29 protein-coding genes are annotated in these 21,720 nt (G+C 60.9%); 10 read left to right on the plus strand and 19 right to left on the minus strand.

The annotated features are described in order from the left end of the window. Positions 1–65: 65 nt before the first annotated feature. Positions 66–920 (plus strand): RNA polymerase sigma factor RpoH, encoded by an 855-nt coding sequence (rpoH, locus tag ABIE16_RS19855; protein WP_007975386.1) that lies wholly within the window; start codon positions 66–68, stop codon positions 918–920. A 162-nt stretch (positions 921–1,082) separates the two neighbouring features. Here the strand turns inward: rpoH and mtgA are convergent, their stop codons facing one another. Continuing rightward, a complete protein-coding gene (mtgA, locus tag ABIE16_RS19860; protein WP_057712908.1) occupies positions 1,083–1,805 on the minus strand; it encodes a monofunctional biosynthetic peptidoglycan transglycosylase in 723 nt (240 codons plus the stop codon). 74 nt (positions 1,806–1,879) lie between these two features. On the opposite strand from mtgA, the gene ABIE16_RS19865 reads away from it, so the two are divergent. The 4 genes from ABIE16_RS19865 to trmB all read left to right on the plus strand — a co-directional run bounded on the left by ABIE16_RS19865 (position 1,880) and on the right by trmB (position 4,122). Beyond that, on the plus strand, positions 1,880–2,260 hold the full coding sequence (locus ABIE16_RS19865) for a DUF423 domain-containing protein (RefSeq protein ID WP_057712909.1): 381 nt from the start codon (positions 1,880–1,882) through the stop codon (positions 2,258–2,260). A 71-nt stretch (positions 2,261–2,331) separates the two neighbouring features. Next, complete coding sequence (thiS, locus tag ABIE16_RS19870) at positions 2,332–2,532, plus strand: sulfur carrier protein ThiS (RefSeq protein WP_198530228.1); 201 nt, start codon at positions 2,332–2,334, stop codon at positions 2,530–2,532. A gap of 60 nt (positions 2,533–2,592) precedes the next feature. Continuing rightward, on the plus strand, positions 2,593–3,387 hold the full coding sequence (locus ABIE16_RS19875) for a thiazole synthase (protein WP_007975390.1): 795 nt from the start codon (positions 2,593–2,595) through the stop codon (positions 3,385–3,387). 9 nt (positions 3,388–3,396) lie between these two features. After that, the gene (gene trmB / locus ABIE16_RS19880) at positions 3,397–4,122 is read left to right on the plus strand and encodes a tRNA (guanosine(46)-N7)-methyltransferase TrmB (protein ID WP_057712910.1); all 726 of its coding nucleotides are present in this window, start codon (positions 3,397–3,399) and stop codon (positions 4,120–4,122) included. A 117-nt stretch (positions 4,123–4,239) separates the two neighbouring features. Here trmB and ABIE16_RS19885 read toward each other — a convergent pair whose 3' ends face one another. The 10 genes from ABIE16_RS19885 to ABIE16_RS19930 form a co-directional block, all read right to left on the minus strand. Next, positions 4,240–4,563: a DUF3392 domain-containing protein gene (locus ABIE16_RS19885; protein WP_007987827.1), complete on the minus strand. Its 324-nt coding sequence runs from the start codon at positions 4,561–4,563 to the stop codon at positions 4,240–4,242. Positions 4,564–4,572: 9 nt separating this feature from the next. Then, positions 4,573–5,778 (minus strand): radical SAM family heme chaperone HemW, encoded by a 1,206-nt coding sequence (hemW, locus tag ABIE16_RS19890; RefSeq protein ID WP_256353203.1) that lies wholly within the window; start codon positions 5,776–5,778, stop codon positions 4,573–4,575. Beyond that, entirely contained in the window at positions 5,775–6,371 is a 597-nt protein-coding gene (rdgB, locus tag ABIE16_RS19895; protein ID WP_007987823.1) for an RdgB/HAM1 family non-canonical purine NTP pyrophosphatase, read from the minus strand. Before rdgB ends, hemW begins: the two co-directional genes overlap by 4 nt. Next, entirely contained in the window at positions 6,368–6,802 is a 435-nt protein-coding gene (locus ABIE16_RS19900; RefSeq protein ID WP_057712913.1) for a DUF4426 domain-containing protein, read from the minus strand. The genes rdgB and ABIE16_RS19900 overlap by 4 nt, the downstream gene beginning before the upstream one ends. Positions 6,803–6,828: 26 nt before the next feature. Further along, positions 6,829–7,449: a methionine biosynthesis protein MetW gene (gene metW, locus ABIE16_RS19905; RefSeq protein WP_056726485.1), complete on the minus strand. Its 621-nt coding sequence runs from the start codon at positions 7,447–7,449 to the stop codon at positions 6,829–6,831. A 7-nt stretch (positions 7,450–7,456) separates the two neighbouring features. Then, positions 7,457–8,596 (minus strand): homoserine O-succinyltransferase MetX, encoded by a 1,140-nt coding sequence (gene metX, locus ABIE16_RS19910; protein ID WP_008046479.1) that lies wholly within the window; start codon positions 8,594–8,596, stop codon positions 7,457–7,459. Between the two features lie 181 nt (positions 8,597–8,777). Then, positions 8,778–9,074, minus strand: a complete 297-nt coding sequence (locus tag ABIE16_RS19915) for a DUF167 domain-containing protein (protein WP_090451949.1) — start codon at positions 9,072–9,074, stop codon at positions 8,778–8,780. Positions 9,075–9,078: 4 nt separating this feature from the next. Next, on the minus strand, positions 9,079–9,669 hold the full coding sequence (locus ABIE16_RS19920) for a YggT family protein (RefSeq protein WP_057712914.1): 591 nt from the start codon (positions 9,667–9,669) through the stop codon (positions 9,079–9,081). Positions 9,670–9,679: 10 nt separating this feature from the next. Next, positions 9,680–10,498: a pyrroline-5-carboxylate reductase gene (gene proC, locus ABIE16_RS19925; RefSeq protein ID WP_340312868.1), complete on the minus strand. Its 819-nt coding sequence runs from the start codon at positions 10,496–10,498 to the stop codon at positions 9,680–9,682. 35 nt (positions 10,499–10,533) lie between these two features. Beyond that, positions 10,534–11,220, minus strand: a complete 687-nt coding sequence (locus tag ABIE16_RS19930; protein WP_429521776.1) for a YggS family pyridoxal phosphate-dependent enzyme — start codon at positions 11,218–11,220, stop codon at positions 10,534–10,536. A 56-nt stretch (positions 11,221–11,276) separates the two neighbouring features. On the opposite strand from ABIE16_RS19930, the gene ABIE16_RS19935 reads away from it, so the two are divergent. After that, entirely contained in the window at positions 11,277–12,311 is a 1,035-nt protein-coding gene (locus ABIE16_RS19935) for a type IV pilus twitching motility protein PilT (protein ID WP_429521777.1), read from the plus strand. 131 nt (positions 12,312–12,442) lie between these two features. Here the strand turns inward: ABIE16_RS19935 and ABIE16_RS19940 are convergent, their stop codons facing one another. Continuing rightward, positions 12,443–13,063, minus strand: coding sequence for a C40 family peptidase (locus ABIE16_RS19940; protein ID WP_057712918.1), 621 nt, complete (start codon positions 13,061–13,063; stop codon positions 12,443–12,445). A 251-nt stretch (positions 13,064–13,314) separates the two neighbouring features. Between ABIE16_RS19940 and ABIE16_RS19945 the strand changes: the two genes are divergently transcribed. Further along, the gene (locus tag ABIE16_RS19945; protein ID WP_057712919.1) at positions 13,315–13,743 is read left to right on the plus strand and encodes an NINE protein; all 429 of its coding nucleotides are present in this window, start codon (positions 13,315–13,317) and stop codon (positions 13,741–13,743) included. Between the two features lie 115 nt (positions 13,744–13,858). On the opposite strand, the gene ABIE16_RS19950 is transcribed toward ABIE16_RS19945, so the two are convergent. The 7 genes from ABIE16_RS19950 to gshB form a co-directional block, all read right to left on the minus strand. Next, positions 13,859–15,130 (minus strand): dihydroorotase, encoded by a 1,272-nt coding sequence (locus tag ABIE16_RS19950; RefSeq protein ID WP_218494698.1) that lies wholly within the window; start codon positions 15,128–15,130, stop codon positions 13,859–13,861. Continuing rightward, positions 15,127–16,146: an aspartate carbamoyltransferase catalytic subunit gene (locus ABIE16_RS19955; protein ID WP_046039254.1), complete on the minus strand. Its 1,020-nt coding sequence runs from the start codon at positions 16,144–16,146 to the stop codon at positions 15,127–15,129. The genes ABIE16_RS19950 and ABIE16_RS19955 overlap by 4 nt, the downstream gene beginning before the upstream one ends. A 27-nt stretch (positions 16,147–16,173) precedes the next feature. Continuing rightward, a complete protein-coding gene (gene pyrR / locus ABIE16_RS19960; protein ID WP_057712921.1) occupies positions 16,174–16,677 on the minus strand; it encodes a bifunctional pyr operon transcriptional regulator/uracil phosphoribosyltransferase PyrR in 504 nt (167 codons plus the stop codon). A gap of 79 nt (positions 16,678–16,756) precedes the next feature. Next, positions 16,757–17,194 (minus strand): Holliday junction resolvase RuvX, encoded by a 438-nt coding sequence (gene ruvX, locus ABIE16_RS19965; protein ID WP_056726497.1) that lies wholly within the window; start codon positions 17,192–17,194, stop codon positions 16,757–16,759. After that, positions 17,194–17,766 (minus strand): YqgE/AlgH family protein, encoded by a 573-nt coding sequence (locus tag ABIE16_RS19970; RefSeq protein ID WP_057712922.1) that lies wholly within the window; start codon positions 17,764–17,766, stop codon positions 17,194–17,196. Before ABIE16_RS19970 ends, ruvX begins: the two co-directional genes overlap by 1 nt. Positions 17,767–17,947: 181 nt before the next feature. Further along, on the minus strand, positions 17,948–18,847 hold the full coding sequence (locus tag ABIE16_RS19975) for an energy transducer TonB (RefSeq protein WP_057712923.1): 900 nt from the start codon (positions 18,845–18,847) through the stop codon (positions 17,948–17,950). A gap of 64 nt (positions 18,848–18,911) precedes the next feature. Continuing rightward, the gene (gene gshB / locus ABIE16_RS19980; protein WP_150814825.1) at positions 18,912–19,865 is read right to left on the minus strand and encodes a glutathione synthase; all 954 of its coding nucleotides are present in this window, start codon (positions 19,863–19,865) and stop codon (positions 18,912–18,914) included. Between the two features lie 344 nt (positions 19,866–20,209). Here gshB and pilG point away from each other — a divergent pair, with 344 nt between their 5' ends. Genes pilG through ABIE16_RS19995 form a run of 3 tightly spaced genes read left to right on the plus strand, consistent with a single transcriptional unit; the run spans position 20,210 to position 21,587 of the window. After that, positions 20,210–20,614, plus strand: a complete 405-nt coding sequence (gene pilG / locus ABIE16_RS19985) for a twitching motility response regulator PilG (RefSeq protein ID WP_090451937.1) — start codon at positions 20,210–20,212, stop codon at positions 20,612–20,614. 57 nt (positions 20,615–20,671) lie between these two features. Continuing rightward, on the plus strand, positions 20,672–21,037 hold the full coding sequence (gene pilH / locus ABIE16_RS19990; protein WP_007897961.1) for a twitching motility response regulator PilH: 366 nt from the start codon (positions 20,672–20,674) through the stop codon (positions 21,035–21,037). Between the two features lie 10 nt (positions 21,038–21,047). Then, a complete protein-coding gene (locus ABIE16_RS19995) occupies positions 21,048–21,587 on the plus strand; it encodes a chemotaxis protein CheW (protein WP_090451935.1) in 540 nt (179 codons plus the stop codon). The last annotated feature ends 133 nt before the right edge of the window (positions 21,588–21,720 follow it).

A 21,720-nucleotide genomic window follows, 5' to 3' on the forward strand; every position in this document is an offset into this window, starting at 1 on the left:
TTCGGTTTCCGGTCAATTTTCGCAGTGCTGAACTGCACGAGTTTGTAAGTCGGAGGTTTTTTCGTATGACCAATTCTTTGCAACCTGCATATGCTCTGGTCCCGGGTGCGAACCTGGAGGCCTATGTGCACACCGTCAACAGCATTCCATTGCTGTCGCCGGAGCAGGAGCGTGAACTGGCCGAGAGTCTCTATTATGAGCAGGATTTGGGGGCGGCTCGGCAGATGGTGCTCGCCCACCTGCGTTTTGTCGTACATATCGCCCGTAGCTATTCCGGCTACGGTCTGGCTCAGGCTGACCTGATCCAGGAAGGCAACGTCGGCCTGATGAAGGCCGTGAAGCGCTTCAACCCGGAAATGGGCGTGCGCCTGGTGTCCTTTGCCGTGCACTGGATCAAGGCGGAAATCCACGAGTTCATCCTGCGCAACTGGCGCATCGTGAAAGTCGCGACCACCAAGGCCCAGCGCAAGTTGTTCTTCAACCTGCGCAGCCAGAAGAAGCGTCTGGCCTGGCTGAACAACGAAGAAGTCCATCGCGTAGCGGAAAGCCTGGGTGTAGAGCCTCGGGAAGTACGCGAGATGGAAAGCCGCCTGACCGGCCATGACATGGCCTTCGACCCGGCTGCCGAAGCGGACGACGACAGTGCATTCCAGTCGCCGGCCAACTATCTGGAAGACCACCGGTACGATCCGGCCCGTCAACTGGAAGATGCCGACTGGAGCGACAACTCCAACCACAACCTGCACGAAGCGCTGGAAGTGCTGGACGACCGCAGCCGTGACATCCTCTACCAGCGCTGGCTGGCGGAAGAAAAAGCCACGCTGCACGACCTTGCGCAGAAGTACAACGTGTCGGCCGAGCGTATTCGTCAGCTTGAGAAAAGCGCGATGAACAAGCTCAAGTTGTCGATCGCTGCGTAACTGGCGAGCAGGCAATAAAAAACGCCCCGATCATTGATCCTGTGGGAGCGAGCTTGCTCGCGATGAGGCCCGAACATTCAATATAAAAGTTGAATGTCAGGCCGTCATCGCGGGCAAGCCCGCTCCCACAGTGGTTTTCAGGGTCTGAAAAATTGGGATCAGTTATTGGGCCCAAGGCGCCCGGCGCGAATCGTTCAGCCCGACCAGATAGCTGTCGCCACCTAACTGGCTCATCTGTCTCCGAATCCAGCCTGCGCGTCGCGCCACGTAAGCGGTCGGATGGCTCGCACTCCACACGCGAGGGTTGGGCAGCACGGCGGCCAACAAACTCGATTGCTGACGGCTGAGGTTCCTGGCGCTCACGCCAAAGTGATGCCGGGCCGCCGCTTCGGCGCCAAACACGCCGTCATCCCACTCGACACTGTTGAGGTACACCTCAAGAATCCGTTGCTTGGGCCAGAACACTTCGATCAGTCCGGTGAACCAGGCTTCCAGGCCTTTGCGCAGCCAGCTGCGGCCCGACCACAGGAACAGGTTTTTCGAGACTTGCTGGCTGAGGGTGCTGGCGCCACGGATCGAACCGCCGCGCTCGTTATGGGCAAACGCCGCCTGAATCGCGCCGATATCGAAGCCCCAGTGCTCCGGGAATTTCTGGTCTTCGCCGGCAATCACCGCGACTTTCAGGTCATCGGAGATCTCGTCCCAGGGTTTCCAGGTCCGTTGCAGGTCGATGGGTTCGCCGTCAAACCAGGATTCGATCTTGCGCTCGACCATCAGCGTCGTCCCCGGTGGCGGCACCACGCGAAAGATCAGCACCAGCAATACGCTGCCACCCATGAACCAGAGCACGGCCTTGGAGAAATGACGGAAATAGATACGCAGCATAGAGATAGCTTGGCCGAACCCGTTGAGCGGGCCATTATACAGACCCTTTGGATCGAAACTGACTGGAGTTCTGCATGCTGCGTGGCTTTCTGATGCTGGCCGCTTTTTTCGGCTTCACCGGTGTCGGCCTCGGGGCCTTTGCCGCCCATGGCCTGAAAAACCGTCTGACACCTGAGTATCTGACGATTTTTCATACCGGCGTCACTTACCAACTGGTGCACACCCTGGCGCTGCTGGGCGTGGCGCTGCTGGCCACGCAGATTCCCGGCCGTTTGCTCACGTGGGCCGGCGCATCCTTTGCCATCGGCATCCTGCTGTTCTCCGGCAGCCTGTACGTGCTCACGCTGACCGGTATCAGCAAGCTAGGCATTGTCACCCCGTTCGGCGGCCTGGCCTTCCTCGCGGGCTGGCTCTGCCTGGGCCTCGCCGCCTGGCGCTTGCCGCTGACCACTTGACGCTTATTGCTGACCTTTAGGTCACGATCGGGCTAGAATGCCAGCCCCTAAAAATGATGGCGGCATCCGGCATGCGCATTCAGTTGAACGGCGAATCCTTTGAACTGCCCGACGGTGAAACCGTTGCGGCCCTGCTGACCCGTCTGGACCTGACCGGTCGCCGGGTGGCGGTCGAACTCAATCTGGATATCGTCCCGCGCAGTCTGCACGCAGACACCACGTTGAACGACGGCGACAACGTCGAAGTGGTGCACGCCATCGGCGGCGGCTAGCAGCCTCGCCCCAGTGGCCACAGAATTCTGCAAGTACCTCACCCCTACAGAGGATTTCCCATGAGCATCGTTCGCAGCGACAAGCCTTTCGTCCTGGCCGGTCGTACTTACCAGTCGCGTTTGCTGGTCGGTACCGGCAAGTACCGTGACATGGAAGAAACCCGCCTGGCCATCGAAGCCTCGGGTGCCGAGATCGTCACTTTCGCCGTGCGCCGCACCAACCTTGGCCAGATCGAGGGCGAGCCGAACCTGCTCGAAGTGCTGTCGCCGGATCGCTACACCTTCCTGCCGAACACCGCCGGTTGCTATGACGCTATCGAGGCCGTACGCACCTGCCGCCTGGCTCGTGAGCTGCTCGATGGCCACAACCTGGTCAAGCTGGAAGTGCTGGCGGATCAGAAAACCCTGTTCCCCAACGTGATCGAAACCCTCAAGGCCGCCGAAACGCTGGTAAAGGAAGGCTTCGACGTGATGGTTTACACCAGTGACGACCCGATCATCGCCCGTCAATTGGCGGAAATCGGCTGCATCGCGGTGATGCCGCTGGCCGGTCTGATCGGCTCCGGTCTGGGGATCTGCAATCCATATAACCTGCAGATCATCCTCGAAGAAGCCAAGATCCCGGTGCTGGTGGATGCAGGTGTCGGTACTGCTTCCGACGCCACTATCGCCATGGAGCTGGGTTGTGATGCCGTGCTGATGAACTCGGCCATTGCCCACGCCCAGCAGCCGGTCATGATGGCTGAAGCCATGAAACATGCGATCGTCGCAGGCCGCCTGGCCTACCTCGCCGGCCGCATGCCGAAAAAACTCTATGCCAGCGCCTCTTCGCCGCTGGATGGTCTGATCAAGTAAGAGCCATTGATGACTGAATCGAACGACACGCCTATCCAGACGGAAGAAGGCGACGAGCGCCAACACCGCCGCATCAAGAGTTTCGTGATGCGCGCCGGGCGCATGACCGAAGGCCAGCAAAAGGGCCTGGAGCAGGGCACTCCGCTGTTCGTGCTACCGCTGGCCGATGCGCCGGTGGATTTCGACCAGGTGTTCGGTCGCTCGGCACCGCGCTCGCTGGAAATCGGTTTCGGCATGGGCCATTCGCTGCTGGAAATGGCAGCGGCTGCGCCGGATCAGGATTTCATTGGCGTTGAGGTTCACCGTCCGGGTGTCGGTGCGCTGCTCAACGGCGTGCTGACACAAGGCCTGACCAACCTGCGGGTCTACGATTGCGATGCGATCGAAGTGCTCAACCGCTGCGTGGCCGATAACAGCCTCGATCGCCTGATGCTGTTTTTCCCGGACCCGTGGCACAAGAGCCGTCACCACAAGCGTCGTATCGTTCAGGCGTCCTTCGCTGAGTTGGTGCGCAGCAAGTTGAAGGTTGGGGGCATTCTGCACATGGCCACTGACTGGGAACCGTACGCCGAATACATGCTGGAAGTGATGAACGTCGCGCCGGGTTACCGCAACCTTGCCGAAGACGGCAAGTGCGTACCACGCCCGGCCGAGCGCCCGATCACCAAGTTCGAACGCCGTGGCGAGCGTCTTGGGCATGGGGTGTGGGATTTGAAGTTCGAGAAGCTGGCGTAAAACCTGTGGGAGCGAGCTTGCTCGCGATGGCGGCCTGGCAGTCAACAGAGATGTTGGATGTTATGGCCTCATCGCGAGCAAGCTCGCTCCCACAGTTGTTTTAGGGTGTGGCTGAGATCAGCGGCGGTCAGCGACCACGCCAATCAACACCAGCACCACCAGCAACACCGGCGCCAGGCTGTAGTTGTTGAACTGGCTCAAGCCGCGCACGACCCACGGTGTGGCATAGATCAGCGCCGCGCCGCTGCCGATCATGCACAGCAGAGACATCAGCGGCACGCGCAAGGCGCCGGCGATGCTGCCCAGGCGTTGCTCGACCCAGCCTTTGAAATCCGCACCAAACAGCACCAGCAGGCAGCCCACCAGGGCCAGGGCGATTTCCGAGAGGTTGCTGCGGCTCCAGCGAGACACAGTGGCAAGCAGGTCGAGTACCAAATCCATTCGATTTCCTTATGTCAGAAATTTCTGCAGCAAGTCGTTGAGGAAGAGTTGTCCGCGCTCGGTGGCTACCAGACGTGAAGGTTCGACCTGCAACAGGCCGCTTTGTTCGGCTTCACGGCGGCCTTCAGCGAGGCTTTCCAGCGTCATGCCGGTACGTTCCGGGTACAGCCGCGATTCGACGCCTTCAGTCAGGCGCAGCGCGTTCATCAGGAATTCGAACGGCATCTCTTCATTGGTCAGCGCTTTCTCGCCGGCCTTAAAGCTTTTCGCCGGATTCAGGTAATCCTTGGGCAGGCGGGTCTTCCAGGTACGAATGATGCGCCCGTCCGGATGGCTGAGCTTGCCATGGGCGCCGGCGCCGATGCCAATGAAGTCGCCAAAACTCCAGTAATTGAGGTTGTGGCGCGCCGGGCGACCGGGCAGGGCATAGGCCGAAACTTCGTATTGAACGTAACCATGTTCAGCCAGCAGTGCTTGCCCGGCCTCCTGAATGTCCCACAGCGTGTCGTCTTCCGGCAGAGTCGGTGGCTGGTTCCAGAATACTGTGTTCGGTTCCAGGGTCAGTTGATACCACGACAGGTGAGTCGGTTTCAGGGCGATGGCTGTGCGCAGGTCCGCCAAGGCATCGTCCAGGGACTGATTCGGCAAGCCATGCATCAAGTCCAGGTTGAAGTTGTCGAACCCGGCCTGCCGCGCCATACCGGCGGCGCGTACGGCTTCGTCACCGTTATGAATCCGTCCCAGGGCCTCGAGCTTTTCTTGCTGAAAGCTCTGAATACCGATCGACAGGCGATTGATCCCCAGTTTCCGGTACGCCACGAACTTGTCTTGCTCGAACGTCCCCGGATTGGCTTCCAGGGTGATTTCGATGTCGCTGGCAAACGGAATGCGCTGTTCGACGCCTTTGAGCAAACGACCCAGCGAATCAGCGCTGAACAGGCTTGGCGTGCCGCCACCAAAGAAAATCGAGCTCAGCTCACGACCATAAACGGCGTGCAGGTCCTGATCGAGATCGGCCAGCAATGCGTCGACGTACTCTTCTTCCGGCAGCACGGGGCTGGCGGTGTGGGAGTTGAAGTCGCAATAAGGGCATTTGCGCACGCACCACGGGATGTGGATATACAGCGCCAGCGGCGGCAGCACAGGCAGGGCCGCCCGAGGCGATAGAGCATCGCCGCCGAAGATCAGCGGCGACGCGGATGATTCACGGGTCATTTCAAGCCCAGACGCTGGCGCAGCAGATCCATTGCACGGGCGCGGTGGCTGATCTGGTTCTTGTCGCCTGGGCTCAGTTCGGCGCTGGAGCAATCGCGCTCCGGCACCCAGAACAGCGGGTCGTAGCCAAAACCGTGTTCGCCGCTGGCCTGGGTCAGGATTCGCCCGTGCCACAAACCTTCGCAGAGGATCGGCAACGGATCATCGGCGTGGCGCACCAGTGCCAGCACGCAGACGAACTGCGCGCCACGTTCGGCTTCAGGCACGTCTTTCAACACGTCGAGCAGCTTGGCGTTGTTCGCCGCATCGCCCTTGCCATCGGCATAACGCGCCGAGTAGATACCGGGCGCGCCGCCAAGGAAATCCACCGCCAGCCCGGAATCGTCGGCCAGCGCCGGCAGGCCGGAAATGCGCGCGGCATTGCGGGCCTTGAGGATGGCGTTCTCGACGAACGACAAACCAGTCTCTTCGGGCTCGACGCTGCTGAACTCGCCGATCGAGCGCAGATGCACCGACTCGCCGAGCATGGCCTGGAGTTCCTTGAGTTTGCCGGCGTTATGGCTGGCCAGTACGAGTTGCGTGAAGTTGATCATTGGCCAGGGAAGAGCTCTTGGTTGAAATTGATGGTGTTGATCTTGTCGCCGGTCTGCACCTTGATGTTGAAGGTGCGGATTTCCTGCTGCGGTACCGGGTATTGGGCGATGTAGTAAATCGCTCCTTGCTCGGTGACCTGCTTGAAGTTCAGTGTGTAGCTTTGGCTGGTCAGGTCTTTGACGGTGCCGCTGACGTCGGCCGCCATCGGCGTGCCGGCCTTGATCACCGAAATGTTGATCACGCCCTGATCCTTGCTGCGGGTCAACTGGGCAGCCTTGGCAACGTCCGGTAGCAGGTAGGTGGAGTTGAAGGTGTTGTAGTGCACCGTCACGTCACCGAAGGTTTCCTTGCGTTCGCTCTTGATGGCGTCGGCGGCCATGGCGGTGACGCTCAGGCAGGCAGTGAGTAGAAACAACGCTAGACGACCCATGATCGTTCTCCTTGAAGTAGGGTGGATCAGACCGCGACCTTGTGGTCGGAAAGTCCCGGACTGCTGACGCGGTAGATACCGATCTCACCTAACAGATTAGGCCATAGCTTGCTGGCCCACCCGTGCCGATGCTGTTGATCCACGGCCAGCCGATCAATGACCTTCGCTTCACGTTCGCGACACAAGGCTTCAAAGTCGGCGAAGGTGCAGAAGTGAATGTTCGGCGTGTTGTACCAGGTGTACGGCAGGAACTCGGAAACCGGCATGCGGCCCTTGCTCGCCAGGTACCAGCGGCACCGCCAGTGGCCGAAGTTGGGGAAGGTGATGATGCACTGGCGACCGACGCGCAGCATTTCCTCGAGGATCCTGTCCGGGTAATGCACCGCTTGCAGCGCCTGGGTCATGACCACGACATCGAAACTGTTGCTGGCAAAGTTGCCCAGGCCCTTGTCCAGGTCCTGTTCGATGACGTTGATGCCCTTGGCCACGCACTCGGCGATATTGTCGGCGTCGTTTTCCAGGCCATAACCGGTGACTTGCTTGTTATCGCGCAGCCAGGTCAGCAGTTCGCCATCGCCGCACCCGAGGTCGAGCACGCGGCTGCCGGCGGGGATCCATTCCTGGATGATTTCCAGATCAGCTCTCATGGCTTTCTCACAACGTAATGCGGTTCATGTAATTGCCGAATGCCTGCAGGTAGCGCGGGATCGGAATCAGGAAGGCGTCGTGGCCTTGCGGAGCGTCGATCTCGAGGTAGCAGACGTCCTTGCGCGCGGCCATCAGCGCGTCCACCAGTTCCCGCGAGCGGGCAGGGGAGAAGCGCCAGTCGGTGGTGAACGACATCACGCAGAACTTGGCCTTGGCGCCTTCAAAGGTTTTCGCCAGGTTATCGTCGAAGTTCGCCGCCGGATCGAAGTAGTCGAGCGCTTTGGTCATCAACAGGTAGGTGTTGGCATCAAAGCGCCCGGAGAACTCCTCGCCCTGATAGCGCAGGTAGCTTTCCACCTGGAACTCGACGCTGTGGAAGTCGTAGTTGAGCTTCTCGCTCTTGAGCCCGCGGCCGAATTTCTCGCCCATGGAGTCGTCGGACAGGTAGGTGATGTGCCCGACCATCCGCGCCAGCATCAGGCCGCGCTTGGGGATCACGTTGTGTTCCTGGAATGAACCGCCGTGGAATTCCGGGTCGGTGAGGATCGCCTGGCGCGCCACTTCGTTGAACGCGATGTTCTGCGCCGACAGCTTGGGTGCCGAGGCGATGGCCAGGCAGTGACGGATGCGGTCAGGGTAAGTGATGCTCCATTGCATCGCCTGCATGCCGCCGAGGCTGCCGCCGATCACGGCCGCGAACTGGGCGATGCCGAGACGATCTGCCAGGCGCGCCTGGCTGTGCACCCAGTCTTCCACGGTCAATACCGGAAAGTCGGCGCCGAACGGCTTGCCGGTGTCCGGGTTGATACTGCTCGGGCCAGTGGAGCCGTTGCAGCCGCCGAGGTTGTTCAGGCTGACCACGAAGAACTTGCTGGTGTCGATCGGCTTGCCGGGACCGATGCAGCTGTCCCACCAACCGGGTTTGCGGTCGTCGGCGCTGTGGTAGCCGGCGGCGTGGTGATGGCCGGACAGGGCGTGGCAGATCAGCACGGCGTTGCTCGCCGTGGCGTTGAGCGTGCCGTAGGTTTCGTAGATCAGGTCATAGGCCGGGAGCGAGCGACCGCAGGCCAACGCCAGGGGTTCGCTGAAGTGCGCCACTTGCGGCGTCACCAGACCAACAGAATCGGGGGGAAAGGCAGCTGGCATCGACCCTGCTCTCATTGAAATGAGGCGTAAGTCTAAAGACCGCTGGGGTTAGCGGCAAGCAAAGGCCGGGCCTGATTTCATTCAATAAGATCGAAGTGCGCCATTCGCGAGCAGGCTCGCTCCCACAGGATTGATGCGGTCCATGTGGGAGCGAGCTTGCTCGCGATGAACGATGACGCGGTCAGCCTGCCGGACGCACCAGATCAGGCAAGTCCGGCAACTTCTTCGGCGAGCAGATTCGCACCCGTTTCTGCCGGTTCAACTCGCCACTGATCAGGCTGACCTGGCTCTTGGACACGCCAAAGGCCTTGGCCAGAAACGCCATCAGATGCGCGTTGGCCTTGCCCTCGACCGGCGGCGCGGTCAGGCGGATCTTCAGGCGATCGCCGTGCAGCCCGCAGAAGTCATCACTGCGGGCTGCCGGTTGCAGGTGACACTCCAGAATCAGGTCGTCACCGTCCCAGCGAAACCAGCTCACCGGGTCAGATCAACACGCGGAGGATTTGCGGCATCATGGTCATGGCGGCGAGGTTGTTGATCACCAGCATGTCGATCAGCTTGAGTGCCAGGAACGCAAAGATCGGCGACAGATCCAGGCCGCCCAGGCTCGGCAGGAACTTGCGGAACGGCGCCAGGGCCGGTTCGCAGACGTCGTTCACCAGTTCGGCGCCCGGGTTATGGCTGCCCGGGGCGACCCAGGACAGGATCACGCTGATGATCAGGGCGAAGAAGAAAATCTTCATGAACAGCGCGGTCACGCCAATGATCGACCAGATCAGCAATTGCAGCGGGTTGCCGATGGTGCCGTAGGTCAGCAGCAGGGTCAGGGCCATCAGCGCCAGTTGCACCAGGATCGCCAGCACCAGCGAGGACATGTCCAGGCCGAATACGCTCGGGATGATCCGGCGCAGCGGCTTGAGCAGCGGCTGGGTGGCCTTCACGATGAACTGGCAAATCGGGTTGTAGAAGTTCGCCCGCACCAGTTGCAGTACGAAACGCATCAGCACGATCAGCAGGTACAGGCTGCCGAGGGTTTGCAGCACGTAGACCGCTGCAGTATTCAATCCAATCATGAAAAGCTCCTTATTGACCCAGTTGTTCGGCCATCTCGGCCGAGCGATGCGCGGCAGCGCCGAGTGCTTTTTCGACCAAGGCTTCAAAGCCATTGGCCTGGAACGACTTGATTGCAGCTTCCGTGGTGCCGGCAGGCGAGGTGACACGGCGGCGTAACTCGGCCGCGTCGACGTCGCTGGAGACCGCCATATGTGCGGCGCCCAGGGCGGTTTGCAGGGTCAGTTGCGCAGCGATGTCCGCCGGCAGGCCGAGTTTCACGCCGGCGGCGGTCATGGCTTCGATCAGCAGGAAGAAATACGCCGGGCCCGAGCCGGAAACGGCGGTGACGGCATCCAATTGCTGCTCGTCATTCAGCCATAGGGCGATACCGACCGCGGACAGCAGTTCCTGGGCTTGCTGACGCTGTTCGGCTGACACTTCGGCCGTTGCGAATAGACCGCTCGCGCCCTGACGCACCAGCGCCGGGGTGTTGGGCATGCAGCGCACGATCGGCTGGGCGCCGAGCCAGTTGTTCATGCTGGCGCAGGTGATGCCAGCGGCAATCGAAACCACCAGTTGATGGGGCTTGAGGCTTGGGCGAATGGCTTCGCACACGGCTTTCATCGCCTGGGGTTTGACCGCCAGCACGACCACGTCGGCACCGTCGATGGCCTGGGCGTTGTCGGCAAAGGTTTCTATGCCGTGTTCAGCGCTCACGCGGGCACGGGTTTCTTCGCCCGGATCGCTGGCGCGGATCTGTGCTGCTTCCAGACCCTTGGCCCGCAGGCCGCCGATCAGACTGGCGGCCATGTTGCCGGCACCGATAAAGGCAATACGTGTCTTGCTCATGTCAGGTCCTTATAAAGAGAAGAGTCAGCCATTTTTCAAGGCTGGCCGTAGTCGCGGGCGCCAAACAGGGCGGTACCGATCCGCACCCAAGTGGCGCCTTGGGCGATGGCCGATTCGAGATCGTGGCTCATGCCCATGGAAAGTGTGTCGAGCGGCAGGTTCAGGCTGGCTTGCAGGCTTTGCACGGTAGCGAAAGCGGCATCCTGGCTGGCGCGATCTTCCGTCGGCTCGGGGATTGCCATCAACCCGCGCAGTTTCAGGCGCGGCAGGGCGCAGATGGCGTTGGCCAGGGCCGGCAGATCGGCCGGGGTGCAGCCGGACTTGCTGGCCTCGCCGCTGACATTGACCTGAATGCAGATGTTCAAAGGCGGCAAATCGGCGGGACGTTGTTCGGACAGCCGTTGTGCGATTTTCAGGCGATCCACGGAATGCACCCAGTCGAAGTGCTCGGCGATAGCGCGAGTCTTGTTCGATTGAATGGGGCCGATGAAGTGCCAGATCAAGGGCAGGTCGGCCAGTTCGAGTTGCTTGCCCAACGCTTCCTGAAGGTAGTTCTCGCCAAAGTCGCGCAGGCCGGCGGCGTAGGCTTCACGCAGGTCTTGAGCGGGTTTGGTCTTGCTCACAGCCAGCAACTGGACGCTGTTTTCGGCGCGGTTCGCGGCAAGTGTTGCAGCATGTATGCGCGAACTAACCTGAAGAATGTTGTCTGCTATGGTGGACATCAAGAGGCGCCAGCGGTCTGAAGGTTCGCGGCATTCTACTGGAATTGAGAGGCGCTATGGATATCACTGAGCTGCTGGCATTCAGCGCCAAACAGGGGGCATCCGATCTGCACTTGTCCGCCGGCCTGCCGCCGATGATTCGCGTCGACGGTGATGTGCGACGCATCAATTTGCCGGCCCTGGATCACCAACAGGTGCAGACTCTGATCCATGCCATCATGAATGACGCCCAGCGGGTGGACTTCGAAAAGCATCTGGAAGCCGACTTTTCCTTTGAAGTACCCGGCGTGGCGCGTTTTCGGGTCAATGTGTTCAACCAGAACCGTGGCGCGGGCGCGGTGTTTCGCACCATTCCGGCGAAAGTGCAGAGCATGGATGAGCTGGGCATGGGCGACGTGTTCCGCAAGATGACCGACGCTCCCCGTGGCCTGGTGCTGGTAACCGGCCCGACCGGTTCCGGCAAGTCCACTACGCTGGCGGCGATGATCGATTACCTCAATACCCATCGCCATCACCATATCCTCACCATCGAAGACCCCATCGAGTTCGTTCACGAGTCGCGCAAATGCCTGATCAATCAGCGTGAAGTCCATCGTGATACCCGTAGTTTCGCCACCGCCTTGCGTTCGGCACTGCGGGAAGACCCGGATGTGATCCTGGTGGGGGAGATGCGCGACCTGGAAACCATTCGCCTGGCGTTGACCGCGGCCGAAACCGGCCATCTGGTGTTCGGCACGCTGCACACCACATCGGCGGCGAAAACCATCGACCGGGTGGTCGATGTGTTTCCGGGGGACGAGAAGTCGATGGTGCGCTCGATGCTCTCCGAGTCGCTGCTGGCGGTGGTGTCCCAGACCCTGGTGAAGAAAATCGGCGGCGGACGCGTCGCGGCCCACGAGATCATGCTGGGAACATCGGCGATCCGGAACCTGATCCGCGAGGACAAGGTGGCGCAGATGTACTCGGCGATTCAGTCGGGAGGGTCGTTGGGGATGCAGACGCTGGATATGAGCTTGAAGGATCTGGTGACCAAGGGGTTGGTCAGTCGTGACCATGCGCGGGAGAAGGCGCGGTCGCCGGATAATTTTTGAGGAGGATTTGAGGTGCTTTCAAGGGCCTCTTCGCGAGCAAGCCCGCTCCCACAGGGGAGTGCATTCCAAAGTGGGAGCGGGCTTGCTCGCGAAGGGGCCATCATGTTCGATGCAGATTCAGGGTGATGAAATCAGCGCTGAACAACCCGCAACGCATTCTGTTCTTTCGGCAGGACCCGCTTGGCAACCACGTAGTGGTTTTCCCAGTACGGTTTCTTCAAAGTGTCGATGGACACCGACTTGCCACGACGCGGTGCGTGGATGAAGCGGTCGTTACCCAGGTAAATGGCAACGTGATTGACCCGACGGCTCTTGATGTTGAAAAAAATCAGGTCGCCCGGCTTCAGGTCGTTGCGATCGACTTTCTCCCCATGACCGCTGGCCATGGCGTTGGAGGTGCGTGGCAGGTCGAACGTGGCGTCGTTGAACGCGTATTTCACCAGGCCGCTGCAATCGAAGCCTTTGCTTGGGCTGCTGCCGCCCCAACGATAGGGAGTGCCGAGGACGTTCACCGCGCGGCTAAGCACGTCGCTGCTTTCCTTGGTGCCCATCGGTGGAACCAGGCCGCTTTTGCTGCTGGCCAGGCTTGGAGCATATTTAGCGGATTTCTTGTCTTTGCTCGAAGGAGCAGAGGCATGGGATTTTGGGGTGTAACCATTAACGTTTGGAAGACGTTGCTCACGATTGGTGGCGTGGGCGGCCAGTGGCATCAAAAGGCAAATGGTTAGCCATGTCTTGAAAAATGAACGCATTAGGCAAGGCTCTTAATAGGTTAGCGCGCAACTTTATAACAGCTTTTTTGCCGCTTCCGAGGCCGTTGGTCGATTCAATTCGGGGGGCAATGGTGGCAAAAAAGCGGCAAAATGGTGCAATTGTCGGACAGGAGTCCGGTGTTACAAGGCTTTGACGGGAGTGAAGGTAGCACTTGCCATACGTCGGGTGCCTGTAAAAAAGTCACAAAGAATTAAAGAATATTTATCTATCGTGTGAATCGAGGTCATTCATGAACCCCTATCAACAGGCTGTCCAGCAGCAAGACACCCACAGCAAAGTGATCGGTTACCTGCTGTGGATTTTCGGTTTTACCGGGGCTCACCGCTTCTATTACGGCAGGCCGGTGACCGGGACGATCTGGTTCTTCACCTTCGGCTTGCTGGGGATCGGTTGGCTGATCGACCTTTTCCTGATCCCGTCCATGGACCGTGAAGCGGACCTGCGGTTCACCGCAGGCCCCGTCGAATACAACGTGGCGTGGATCCTGCTGACGTTTCTCGGGGTGTTCGGCGTGCACCGGATGTATCAGGGGAAATGGATCAGCGGGTTGCTGTACCTGCTGACGGGCGGGTTGTTCTTTCTCGGGGTGCTGTATGACTTCTGGACGTTGAACGACCAGGTTTCTGTGCGTAATGCTCAGAATAGAGGCGCCTTCTAAATCGTCTTCGCGAGCAAGCCCGCTCCCACATTTGATCTTCGGTGTACACAAATACTGTGTTCATCGCAGAACCAATGTGGGAGCGGGCTTGCTCGCGAATGCAGGCGACGCGGTCTTAAGCCTGGTGGCTGATCCGTCCATCCACCAGGGTGTAACGCACCACACCCGGCAGGCTGTGGCCAATGAACGGGCAGTTTTCGCCCTTGGACAGCCATGTTTCACCGGCCACGGTCGAGGCCGCAGGGTCGAACAGCACGATGTCCGCCGCGCCACCTACCGCCAGTTTGCCTGCCGGCAGGCGCAGGGCCTCTGCAGGGCCGGCGCTCAGGCGGTTGATCAGTGTCGGCAGGTCCAGCAAGCCGTCTTCGACCAGGGTCATTGCCAGTGGCAATAGCAGTTCAACGCTGCTGATGCCCGGCTCGGTCGCGCCGAACGGTGCCAGTTTGGCGTCACGCTCATGGGGTTGGTGATGACTGGAGATGGCCGAGATCACGCCCGACTTCACCGCTGCGCGCAGGCCGTCGCGGTCGGCGCGGGTGCGTAGCGGTGGCTGGACGTGATACAGGCTGCTGAAGTCGATCAGGGCTTCGTCGGTCAGGATCAGCTGGTACAGGGCGACATCCGCTGTCACCTTCAGGCCCCGGGCCTGGGCCTGGGCGATCAGCTCTACGCCGCGTGCGCTGGTGAGCTGGCTGAAGTGCGCGCGCACGCCGGTCTGTTCAACCAGCAGCAGATCCCGGGCCAGGGCGACGGTTTCAGCGCTTTCCGGGATGCCCGGCAGGCCAAGGAAGCTGGCGGTCGGGCCTTCGTGAGCCAGGCCGCCCTCGGCCAGGTCGTAATCCTGGGAGTTGAAAATCACCGTCAGGTCGAAAGTCGCTGCGTAGTCCAGCGCGCGGCACAGGGTGCGGGTGTTGCGGAAACTCTCCAGGCCGTTGCCGAAGGCCACGCAACCGGCATCGCGCAATGCTACGAGCTCTGCCAGTTGTTCACCGTCCAGGCCTTTGCTCAGGGCGCCGATCGGGAAGACTTTGGTGTTGCCGGCCTCGCGGGCACGGTCGAGGATCAGTTCGGCCACCGCCGAGGTGTCCAGCACCGGTTTGGTCTTTGGCGGGCAGCACAGGCTGGTCACGCCGCCAGCCGCCGCCGCGCGGGTTTCGCTGACAATCGAGCCTTTGCGGCTGTAGCCCGGCTCGCGCAGGGCAACGTTGAGGTCGACCAGGCCGGGAGCGGCCACCAGGCCTTTGGCGTCAATCGTGTCGACGGCGACAAAACCGGCTGGCGCCGCGCCAAGGGCGACGACTTTGCAGGCTTCAATGTGGATATCGGTCACTTGATCCAGGCCGCTGGCCGGATCGATCACGCGGGCGCCGAGAATGCTGAGCTTCACTGGGCTTTCTCCTGCTCGAATTGGCCTTGCTCAAATTGGCGTTGCGCAGTCTGCCCGCTCATGGCCATGGACAGTACCGCCATACGAATGGCGATCCCGTAGGTCACCTGGTTGAGGATCACCGAGTGCGGGCCGTCGGCCACTGCTGACTCGATTTCCACGCCACGGTTGATCGGCCCCGGGTGCATCACGATGGCATCGGGTTTGGCGCCGGCCAGGCGCGCGGTGGTCAGGCCGAACAGGCGGTAGAACTCGCCTTCGCTCGGCAACAGGCCGCCGGTCATGCGTTCACGCTGCAGACGCAACATGATCACCACGTCAACGTCCTTCAGGCCTTCGGTCATGTCGGTGTAGACCTTCACGCCGTATTGCTCGATGCCGATCGGCAGCAGGGTTTTCGGCGCAATCACGCGAATATCCGGGCAACCCAGGGTTTTCAGGGCCAGCATGTTCGAGCGCGCAACCCGCGAGTGCAGGATGTCGCCGACGATGGCCACCGAAAGGTTTTCGAACCCGCCCTTGTGTCGGCGGATGGTGAGCATGTCGAGCATGCCCTGGGTCGGGTGAGCGTGCCGGCCGTCACCGCCGTTGATGATCGCCACTTGTGGGCAAACATGTTCGGCGATGAAGTGCGCGGCACCCGAATCGCCGTGACGCACGACGAACATGTCGGCAGCCATGGCTTCCAGGTTGCGCAGGGTGTCGAGCAGGGTTTCCCCCTTGCTTGCCGACGATGTCGACACGTTGAGGGTGATCACGTCCGCCGAGAGGCGCTGGGCCGCCAGTTCGAAGGTGGTGCGGGTACGGGTGGAGTTCTCGAAGAACACGTTGCACACGGTCTTGCCGCGCAGCAGCGGGACTTTCTTCACGGCCCGGGCGCCGACTTCAAGGAAGGAGTCGGCAGTGTCGAGGATTTCCGTCAACAGTTCGCGGCGCAAACCGTCGAGCGAGAGGAAGTGGCGCAGCTGGCCCTGATCATTGAGCTGCAGCGGGCGCTTGGTTTCTAGAGGCGTCATCGCAAGGGGGACTCTCAATAGGGCGAATTAAAGGGCGAGGTCTTGCAGTTCGAGCGCGAGCTCGGGACCGGACAGCTTCACCCGTTCGTGGGCCGCCAGCGACAGGGTCGCGCCAACCACGTTCGGGCGGATCGGCAGTTCGCCGGCGTCCAGGTCCAGCAGGCACACCAGCGTTACGCTGGCCGGGCGGCCGTAGTCGAAAAGTTCGTTCATGGCGGCGCGGATGGTCCGGCCGCTCATCAGCACGTCGTCGATCAGCACCAGATGCTGGCCTTCGATCTCGAACGGCAACGCCGAAGGGCGAACCTGCGGGTGCAGGCCGTTCTGGCTGAAATCGTCGCGGTAGAAGGACACGTCCAGGGTGCCGAGGGGGTCATTGCTGCCCAGCTCCTTGAGCAGAGCCTGGGCCACCCAGACGCCGCCGGTGCGGATGCCGATGAAACGCGGGTCGCTGATGCCTCGTTTGGCCAGATAGGCGTCAAGTCGGGTCGCCATCTGGCTGATCAGTTCGGCGGGATTGGGCAGGCTCATGGTTGCTCCTTCTTGGGCCCGAGCCAGCCTGTGCGGGAAGTGGCTCGGGTTGTAGCTAAGAGAGACGCACAGCGGCTCTTCAGGATTCAAACAGTGCGGTGTTTTCGTCGAGCCAGCCTTGCAGCAGCAGGGCGGCGGCGATGGCATCGACCGGATTGTCGCGGTAACTGCCTTTCTGGCCGCCACGAGCCAGGCGTTCGCCCTTGGCCTCGAAGGTGGTCAGACGTTCATCGTGGGTATAGAAGGGCAGGTTGAAGCGGCCGTTCAGGCGCCGGGCGAACTTTTCCGCGCGGGCGCACATGTCGCTGGGCGTACCGTCCATGTTCAACGGCAGGCCGACCACCACGGCATCGGGTTTCCACTCTTTGATGAGGGCTTCGACCTGGTTCCAGTCAGGAATGCCGTTCTGCGCCTTCAGGGTGCACAGCTCGCGGGCCTGGCCGGTAATCACCTGGCCGACCGCAACGCCGATCTGTTTGGTGCCGTAGTCAAAACCCAGAATCAGCTTCAGGGCCATCAGGCGTGCCCCGCCTGGCTGGTCAGCAGGCTGAGGTTGACGCCCAGGTGTTTGGCGGCCGCCTCCAGACGCAGTTCGCTGCTGGTGTTGAACAGGATGTCCGCGTCGAACGGGCAGTTCAGCCAGGCGTTCTGCGCCAGTTCGGCCTCCAGTTGCCCGGCTTCCCAACCGGCGTAGCCGAGGGCGATCAGGCTTTTTGCCGGGCCGACGCCGTCAGCGATGGCGAACAGCACGTCCTGGGAGGTCGACAGGGCCAACTCGTCTTCCAGATCAACGGTCGCCTGGAAGCTCTGACCCTTGGGGTGAAGGACGAAACCGCGATCGGTCTGCACCGGGCCACCGATGAAGATCGGTACATGCTGGCAGAGCGCTGGAGGTTCGATTTCCGGGCGCAATTGCTCAAGGATATCGGCCAGGTTCAGATCTTGCGGACGGTTGACCACCAGCCCCATGGCGCCATTGGCCGTGTGCTCGACGATGTAGGTCAAGGTGTGCGCAAAGTTCGGGTCGGCCATGTGCGGCATGGCGATCAGGAATTGATGCTTGAGGTAGCTGGGGCTGACGTTTTTCATGACCGCTAGTGTGGCGTTCGAGGGGCGAACTGACAAGCTGGGGATGCACAGGAATTAGCGCAATTCTGTAGGAGCGAGCTTGCTCGCGATGGTCGTCAAGGATAACACTGCCAGGTTGACACCCTGCTGTGCTCTCAGGTTTATCGCGAGCAAGCTCGCTCCTACAGGTGGGGGTGTGTGGTCAGTTACTGGAGAGGCGATCGCCGCGGGCAAATTTCCAGGTGCGGATAATCTCCAGCCGGTCAATATCCGACAAATCCCCGGTAAACGGTGCAAACGGTGCCGCCAGCCGGACGATCCGTTGCGCCGCCTGGTCCAGCAGCGGCTGGCCTGAAGATTCCAGCACCAGCACTTCATACAACGAGCCATCACGGTTGATCGACACCATCAGGCGCAAGTTGCCATAGATCTGTTTGCGCCGCGCTTCGTCGGGGTAGTTGAGGTTGCCGATGCGCTCGACTTTCTTGCGCCATTCGTCCTTGTACCAAGCGCCCTTGTCGCGCATGGTCGAGGCCGCGCTCAAGCGGTGAATGCGCGGGCGCTTGGCGTACAGCTGTTGTTCGGCGGCCAGTTCCGCTTCCAGGCTGGCGATGTCGCTGGACAGTTGCTCGCTGTCGAAGGTCGGCGCCTGGACCTGGGTTTTTACCTCGGTCTTGGGCTCCTCGGTCTTGGCGGGGGCTTTTTTCGGCTTCGGCGCCACGGTGGTCACGGCAGCCTTGGGCGGGGCTTCCTGCACTTCAGGCTTGGCAGCCGGCGGTGGAGTGACTTTTTGTACCTTGTTGTCCTGGAACGGCGCGACCTCGGTGGTCTTGGGAATCGCCTTTTTATCCAGGGTGCCGCTACCTTGCTGATTCTCCTGGGCCAGGAAATCGGCTTTCTCGGGCTTTTTTTCGCTTTTGAAGGTGGCGAGGGTGATTTCCAGGGTTTTGCTGATCTGTTTGGGCTCGACCACTGCAAACCCGACACCCAACAGCAAGGCCAGGTGGATCAGCGCTGCCAGAAACAGGGTAAAACCGAGGCGATCGACCGGGCGCACGCCACGGTGGGCGAGTTCGGCAGGCAGATCGGACGGGAGTGTCATGACAAGGAAACCAACATCGCGTTTTCACAGGCCGCGCATGATAACGCAATGTTGGTTTGGCTAATCAACGTGCCTTGAGCTTCTGATCGATGGCATCCATCAGCATGCCGCCGATGTCGGTGCCAAACGCGTTATCAATCTCGCGAATGCAGGTCGGGCTGGTGACGTTGATCTCGGTCAGGTGCTCGCCGATCACGTCCAGGCCAACGAACAACAGGCCTTTTTCACGTAAGGTCGGGCCGACTTGTGCGGCGATCCAGCGGTCCTTGTCGGTCAGCGGGCGGGCTTCGCCACGCCCCCCGGCAGCGAGGTTGCCACGGGTTTCGCCCTGGGCCGGAATCCGCGCCAGGCAATAATCCACAGGCTCGCCATCGATCATCAGGATGCGCTTGTCGCCATCCTTGATCGCCGGCAGGTAGGCCTGGCCCATGATCTGCTGGGCGCCGAGGGCGGTCAGGGTTTCGAGGATCACCGACAGGTTCGGATCGCCCGCGCGGTGACGGAAAATCGACGTGCCGCCCATGCCGTCCAGCGGCTTGAGGATCACATCGCCGTGTTTGGCGGCGAACTCACGCAACACGTCGGCGCGGCGGCTGACCACGGTCGGCGGCGTGCACTGCGGGAACAGCGTGGCGAACAGCTTCTCGTTGCAGTCGCGCAGGCTTTGCGGCTTGTTGACCACCAGCACGCCGGCGCGCTCGGCTTGTTCCAGCAAATAAGTGGAGTAGACGAACTCCAGGTCGAACGGCGGATCCTTGCGCATCAGGATCACGTCCAGATCGCTCAGCAGCGCGTCGCTTTCGGCGCCCAGTTCGAACCATTTTTCCGGGTTCGCAAAAACCTGCAGCGGGCGCATCCGGGCCCGGGCCTGGCCTTCGCCTTGATACAGGTCGCGCTGTTCCATGTAGAACAGCTCCCAGCCACGCTTCTGCGCGGCCAGCAGCATGGCCAGCGAGCTATCCTTTTTATAGGAAATGCTGGCGATAGGGTCCATGACAATCCCGACGCGAACGCTCATTGGGTTTTCCTCGAAAATTTGGGGGCTTGTGTCGATCTGTAGGAGCGAGCCTGCTCGCGATGGATGTCAGAGCACCGCGTTCATCCAGCCAGCACGCGTCATCGTTAGCGACCATCGCGAGCGAGCTCGCTCCTACAAAGGGCCGTATAAAAGTGGCGTCAGAGTGGCGCTGAGTGTGTTCCCGGTCAAGGAAAAACCACCTTGCGGGTCGGCCGATAGATTGGTGTTGGAGACTGTGCTAAAAAGGCTGCCATGTCGTGCCGGCCCTTGAGCACCAAGGGTTTCGCGCCGCGTTAACCGGCAAACGGACAATTTGTTTCGCAAAGGCGACGGTAGAGCATTTTATGGAACAGCACCCCAGCGCCTTGAAGGTCATGGTGATCGACGATTCGAAGACGATCCGTCGCACCGCCGAAACGCTGCTCAAGAACGTGGGTTGTGAGGTCATCACGGCCATCGACGGTTTTGATGCCCTGGCCAAGATTGTCGACAACCATCCCGGCATCATCTTTGTCGACATCATGATGCCGCGCCTGGATGGTTATCAGACCTGCGCCCTGATCAAGAACAACAGCGCGTTCAAGTCCACGCCAGTGATTATGCTGTCGTCCAAGGACGGGCTGTTCGACAAGGCCAAGGGGCGCATCGTCGGCTCCGACCAGTTTTTGACCAAGCCTTTCAGCAAGGAAGAATTGCTTGATGCGATCCAGGCCCATGTTCCTGGCTTCGCCGCCGTTTTGCCGCAGTAGGACACGCACAGTGACGCTCGGCCATCGGGCCAGGCGTCGACAAGAATGGGGAAGACCATGGCACGTATTCTGATCGTCGATGATTCGCCGACCGAAATGTACAAACTGACCGGCATGCTGGAAAAGCACGGTCATGAAGTGTTGAAAGCCGAAAACGGTGCCGACGGCGTGGCCCTGGCCCGCCAGGAAAAGCCCGATGCGGTGCTGATGGACATCGTCATGCCTGGCCTCAATGGCTTCCAGGCCACCCGCCAGTTGACCAAGGACCCGGAAACCGGGCACATCCCGGTGATCATCATCACCACCAAGGATCAGGAAACCGACAAAGTCTGGGGCACGCGCCAGGGCGCCAAGGACTACCTGACCAAGCCGGTCGATGAAGACACCCTGATCAAGACCCTGAACAACGTGCTGGCCGGTTGATCGTCAGACCATGAACGAGTCGCTGACGGCTTTCGAACTGCTGCTGCAGATCGACCAGCGCTGTCGTTTGCTGGCGGCGGACTTGCCGTCCCAGCCGGCCCGGCGGGACAGTTGGAGCGGCATCGGTTTTCGCCTGGGCGAGCACTGGTATGTCGCGCCCATGAGCGAAGTCAGCGAAGTCTTGCACGAGCCGCGCTGCACTCAGCTACCAGGGGTCAAACCCTGGGTCAAGGGTGTCGCCAACCTGCGCGGACGTTTGCTGCCGGTCATGGACTTGTGCGGCTTCTTCGGGCACGAGCTTTCGGCGGTGCGCCGACAGCGGCGGGTATTGGTGGTGGAACATGAAGAGGTGTTCGCCGGGTTGCTGGTCGATGAAGTCTTCGGCCTCCAGCACTTTGCCCAGGACAGCCTGGAGCCGGTGCCGGCAGACGAATTGAAGGGGCCGGTGGCGACGTTCGTCAAAGGCCGGTTTCAGCGTGAGCAGTGCTGGCAGGTGTTCAGCCCGTTTGCGTTGACGCAGTCCCAGGGGTTCATGAGCGTCGCGGTGTAGTTGGAGCAACAGAGAACCTTGTGGGAGCGAGCTTGCTCGCGATGACGGACTTGCAGCCAGCATTAATGTCGACTGACACACCGCTATCGCGAGCAAGCTCGCTCCCACAGGTTCCTCGGCAAGTCTTGGAAGG

It is taken from the genome of Pseudomonas sp. 2725, assembly GCF_050434585.1.
Taxonomy (GTDB): Bacteria; Pseudomonadota; Gammaproteobacteria; order Pseudomonadales; family Pseudomonadaceae; genus Aquipseudomonas; species Aquipseudomonas jessenii.

Coding starts and splice junctions, on each gene's coding strand:
- rpoH (WP_007975386.1), top strand. CDS start 66: ATGACCAATTCTTTGCAACCTGCATATGCTCTGGTCCCGGGTGCGAAC.
- mtgA (WP_057712908.1), bottom strand. CDS start 1,805: ATGCTGCGTATCTATTTCCGTCATTTCTCCAAGGCCGTGCTCTGGTTC.
- ABIE16_RS19865 (WP_057712909.1), top strand. CDS start 1,880: ATGCTGCGTGGCTTTCTGATGCTGGCCGCTTTTTTCGGCTTCACCGGT.
- thiS (WP_198530228.1), top strand. CDS start 2,332: ATGCGCATTCAGTTGAACGGCGAATCCTTTGAACTGCCCGACGGTGAA.
- ABIE16_RS19875 (WP_007975390.1), top strand. CDS start 2,593: ATGAGCATCGTTCGCAGCGACAAGCCTTTCGTCCTGGCCGGTCGTACT.
- trmB (WP_057712910.1), top strand. CDS start 3,397: ATGACTGAATCGAACGACACGCCTATCCAGACGGAAGAAGGCGACGAG.
- ABIE16_RS19885 (WP_007987827.1), bottom strand. CDS start 4,563: ATGGATTTGGTACTCGACCTGCTTGCCACTGTGTCTCGCTGGAGCCGC.
- hemW (WP_256353203.1), bottom strand. CDS start 5,778: ATGACCCGTGAATCATCCGCGTCGCCGCTGATCTTCGGCGGCGATGCT.
- rdgB (WP_007987823.1), bottom strand. CDS start 6,371: ATGATCAACTTCACGCAACTCGTACTGGCCAGCCATAACGCCGGCAAA.
- ABIE16_RS19900 (WP_057712913.1), bottom strand. CDS start 6,802: ATGGGTCGTCTAGCGTTGTTTCTACTCACTGCCTGCCTGAGCGTCACC.
- metW (WP_056726485.1), bottom strand. CDS start 7,449: ATGAGAGCTGATCTGGAAATCATCCAGGAATGGATCCCCGCCGGCAGC.
- metX (WP_008046479.1), bottom strand. CDS start 8,596: ATGCCAGCTGCCTTTCCCCCCGATTCTGTTGGTCTGGTGACGCCGCAA.
- ABIE16_RS19920 (WP_057712914.1), bottom strand. CDS start 9,669: ATGATTGGATTGAATACTGCAGCGGTCTACGTGCTGCAAACCCTCGGC.
- proC (WP_340312868.1), bottom strand. CDS start 10,498: ATGAGCAAGACACGTATTGCCTTTATCGGTGCCGGCAACATGGCCGCC.
- ABIE16_RS19930 (WP_429521776.1), bottom strand. CDS start 11,220: ATGTCCACCATAGCAGACAACATTCTTCAGGTTAGTTCGCGCATACAT.
- ABIE16_RS19935 (WP_429521777.1), top strand. CDS start 11,277: ATGGATATCACTGAGCTGCTGGCATTCAGCGCCAAACAGGGGGCATCC.
- ABIE16_RS19940 (WP_057712918.1), bottom strand. CDS start 13,063: ATGCGTTCATTTTTCAAGACATGGCTAACCATTTGCCTTTTGATGCCA.
- ABIE16_RS19945 (WP_057712919.1), top strand. CDS start 13,315: ATGAACCCCTATCAACAGGCTGTCCAGCAGCAAGACACCCACAGCAAA.
- ABIE16_RS19955 (WP_046039254.1), bottom strand. CDS start 16,146: ATGACGCCTCTAGAAACCAAGCGCCCGCTGCAGCTCAATGATCAGGGC.
- pyrR (WP_057712921.1), bottom strand. CDS start 16,677: ATGAGCCTGCCCAATCCCGCCGAACTGATCAGCCAGATGGCGACCCGA.
- ruvX (WP_056726497.1), bottom strand. CDS start 17,194: ATGGCCCTGAAGCTGATTCTGGGTTTTGACTACGGCACCAAACAGATC.
- ABIE16_RS19970 (WP_057712922.1), bottom strand. CDS start 17,766: ATGAAAAACGTCAGCCCCAGCTACCTCAAGCATCAATTCCTGATCGCC.
- ABIE16_RS19975 (WP_057712923.1), bottom strand. CDS start 18,847: ATGACACTCCCGTCCGATCTGCCTGCCGAACTCGCCCACCGTGGCGTG.
- gshB (WP_150814825.1), bottom strand. CDS start 19,865: ATGAGCGTTCGCGTCGGGATTGTCATGGACCCTATCGCCAGCATTTCC.
- pilG (WP_090451937.1), top strand. CDS start 20,210: ATGGAACAGCACCCCAGCGCCTTGAAGGTCATGGTGATCGACGATTCG.
- pilH (WP_007897961.1), top strand. CDS start 20,672: ATGGCACGTATTCTGATCGTCGATGATTCGCCGACCGAAATGTACAAA.
- ABIE16_RS19995 (WP_090451935.1), top strand. CDS start 21,048: ATGAACGAGTCGCTGACGGCTTTCGAACTGCTGCTGCAGATCGACCAG.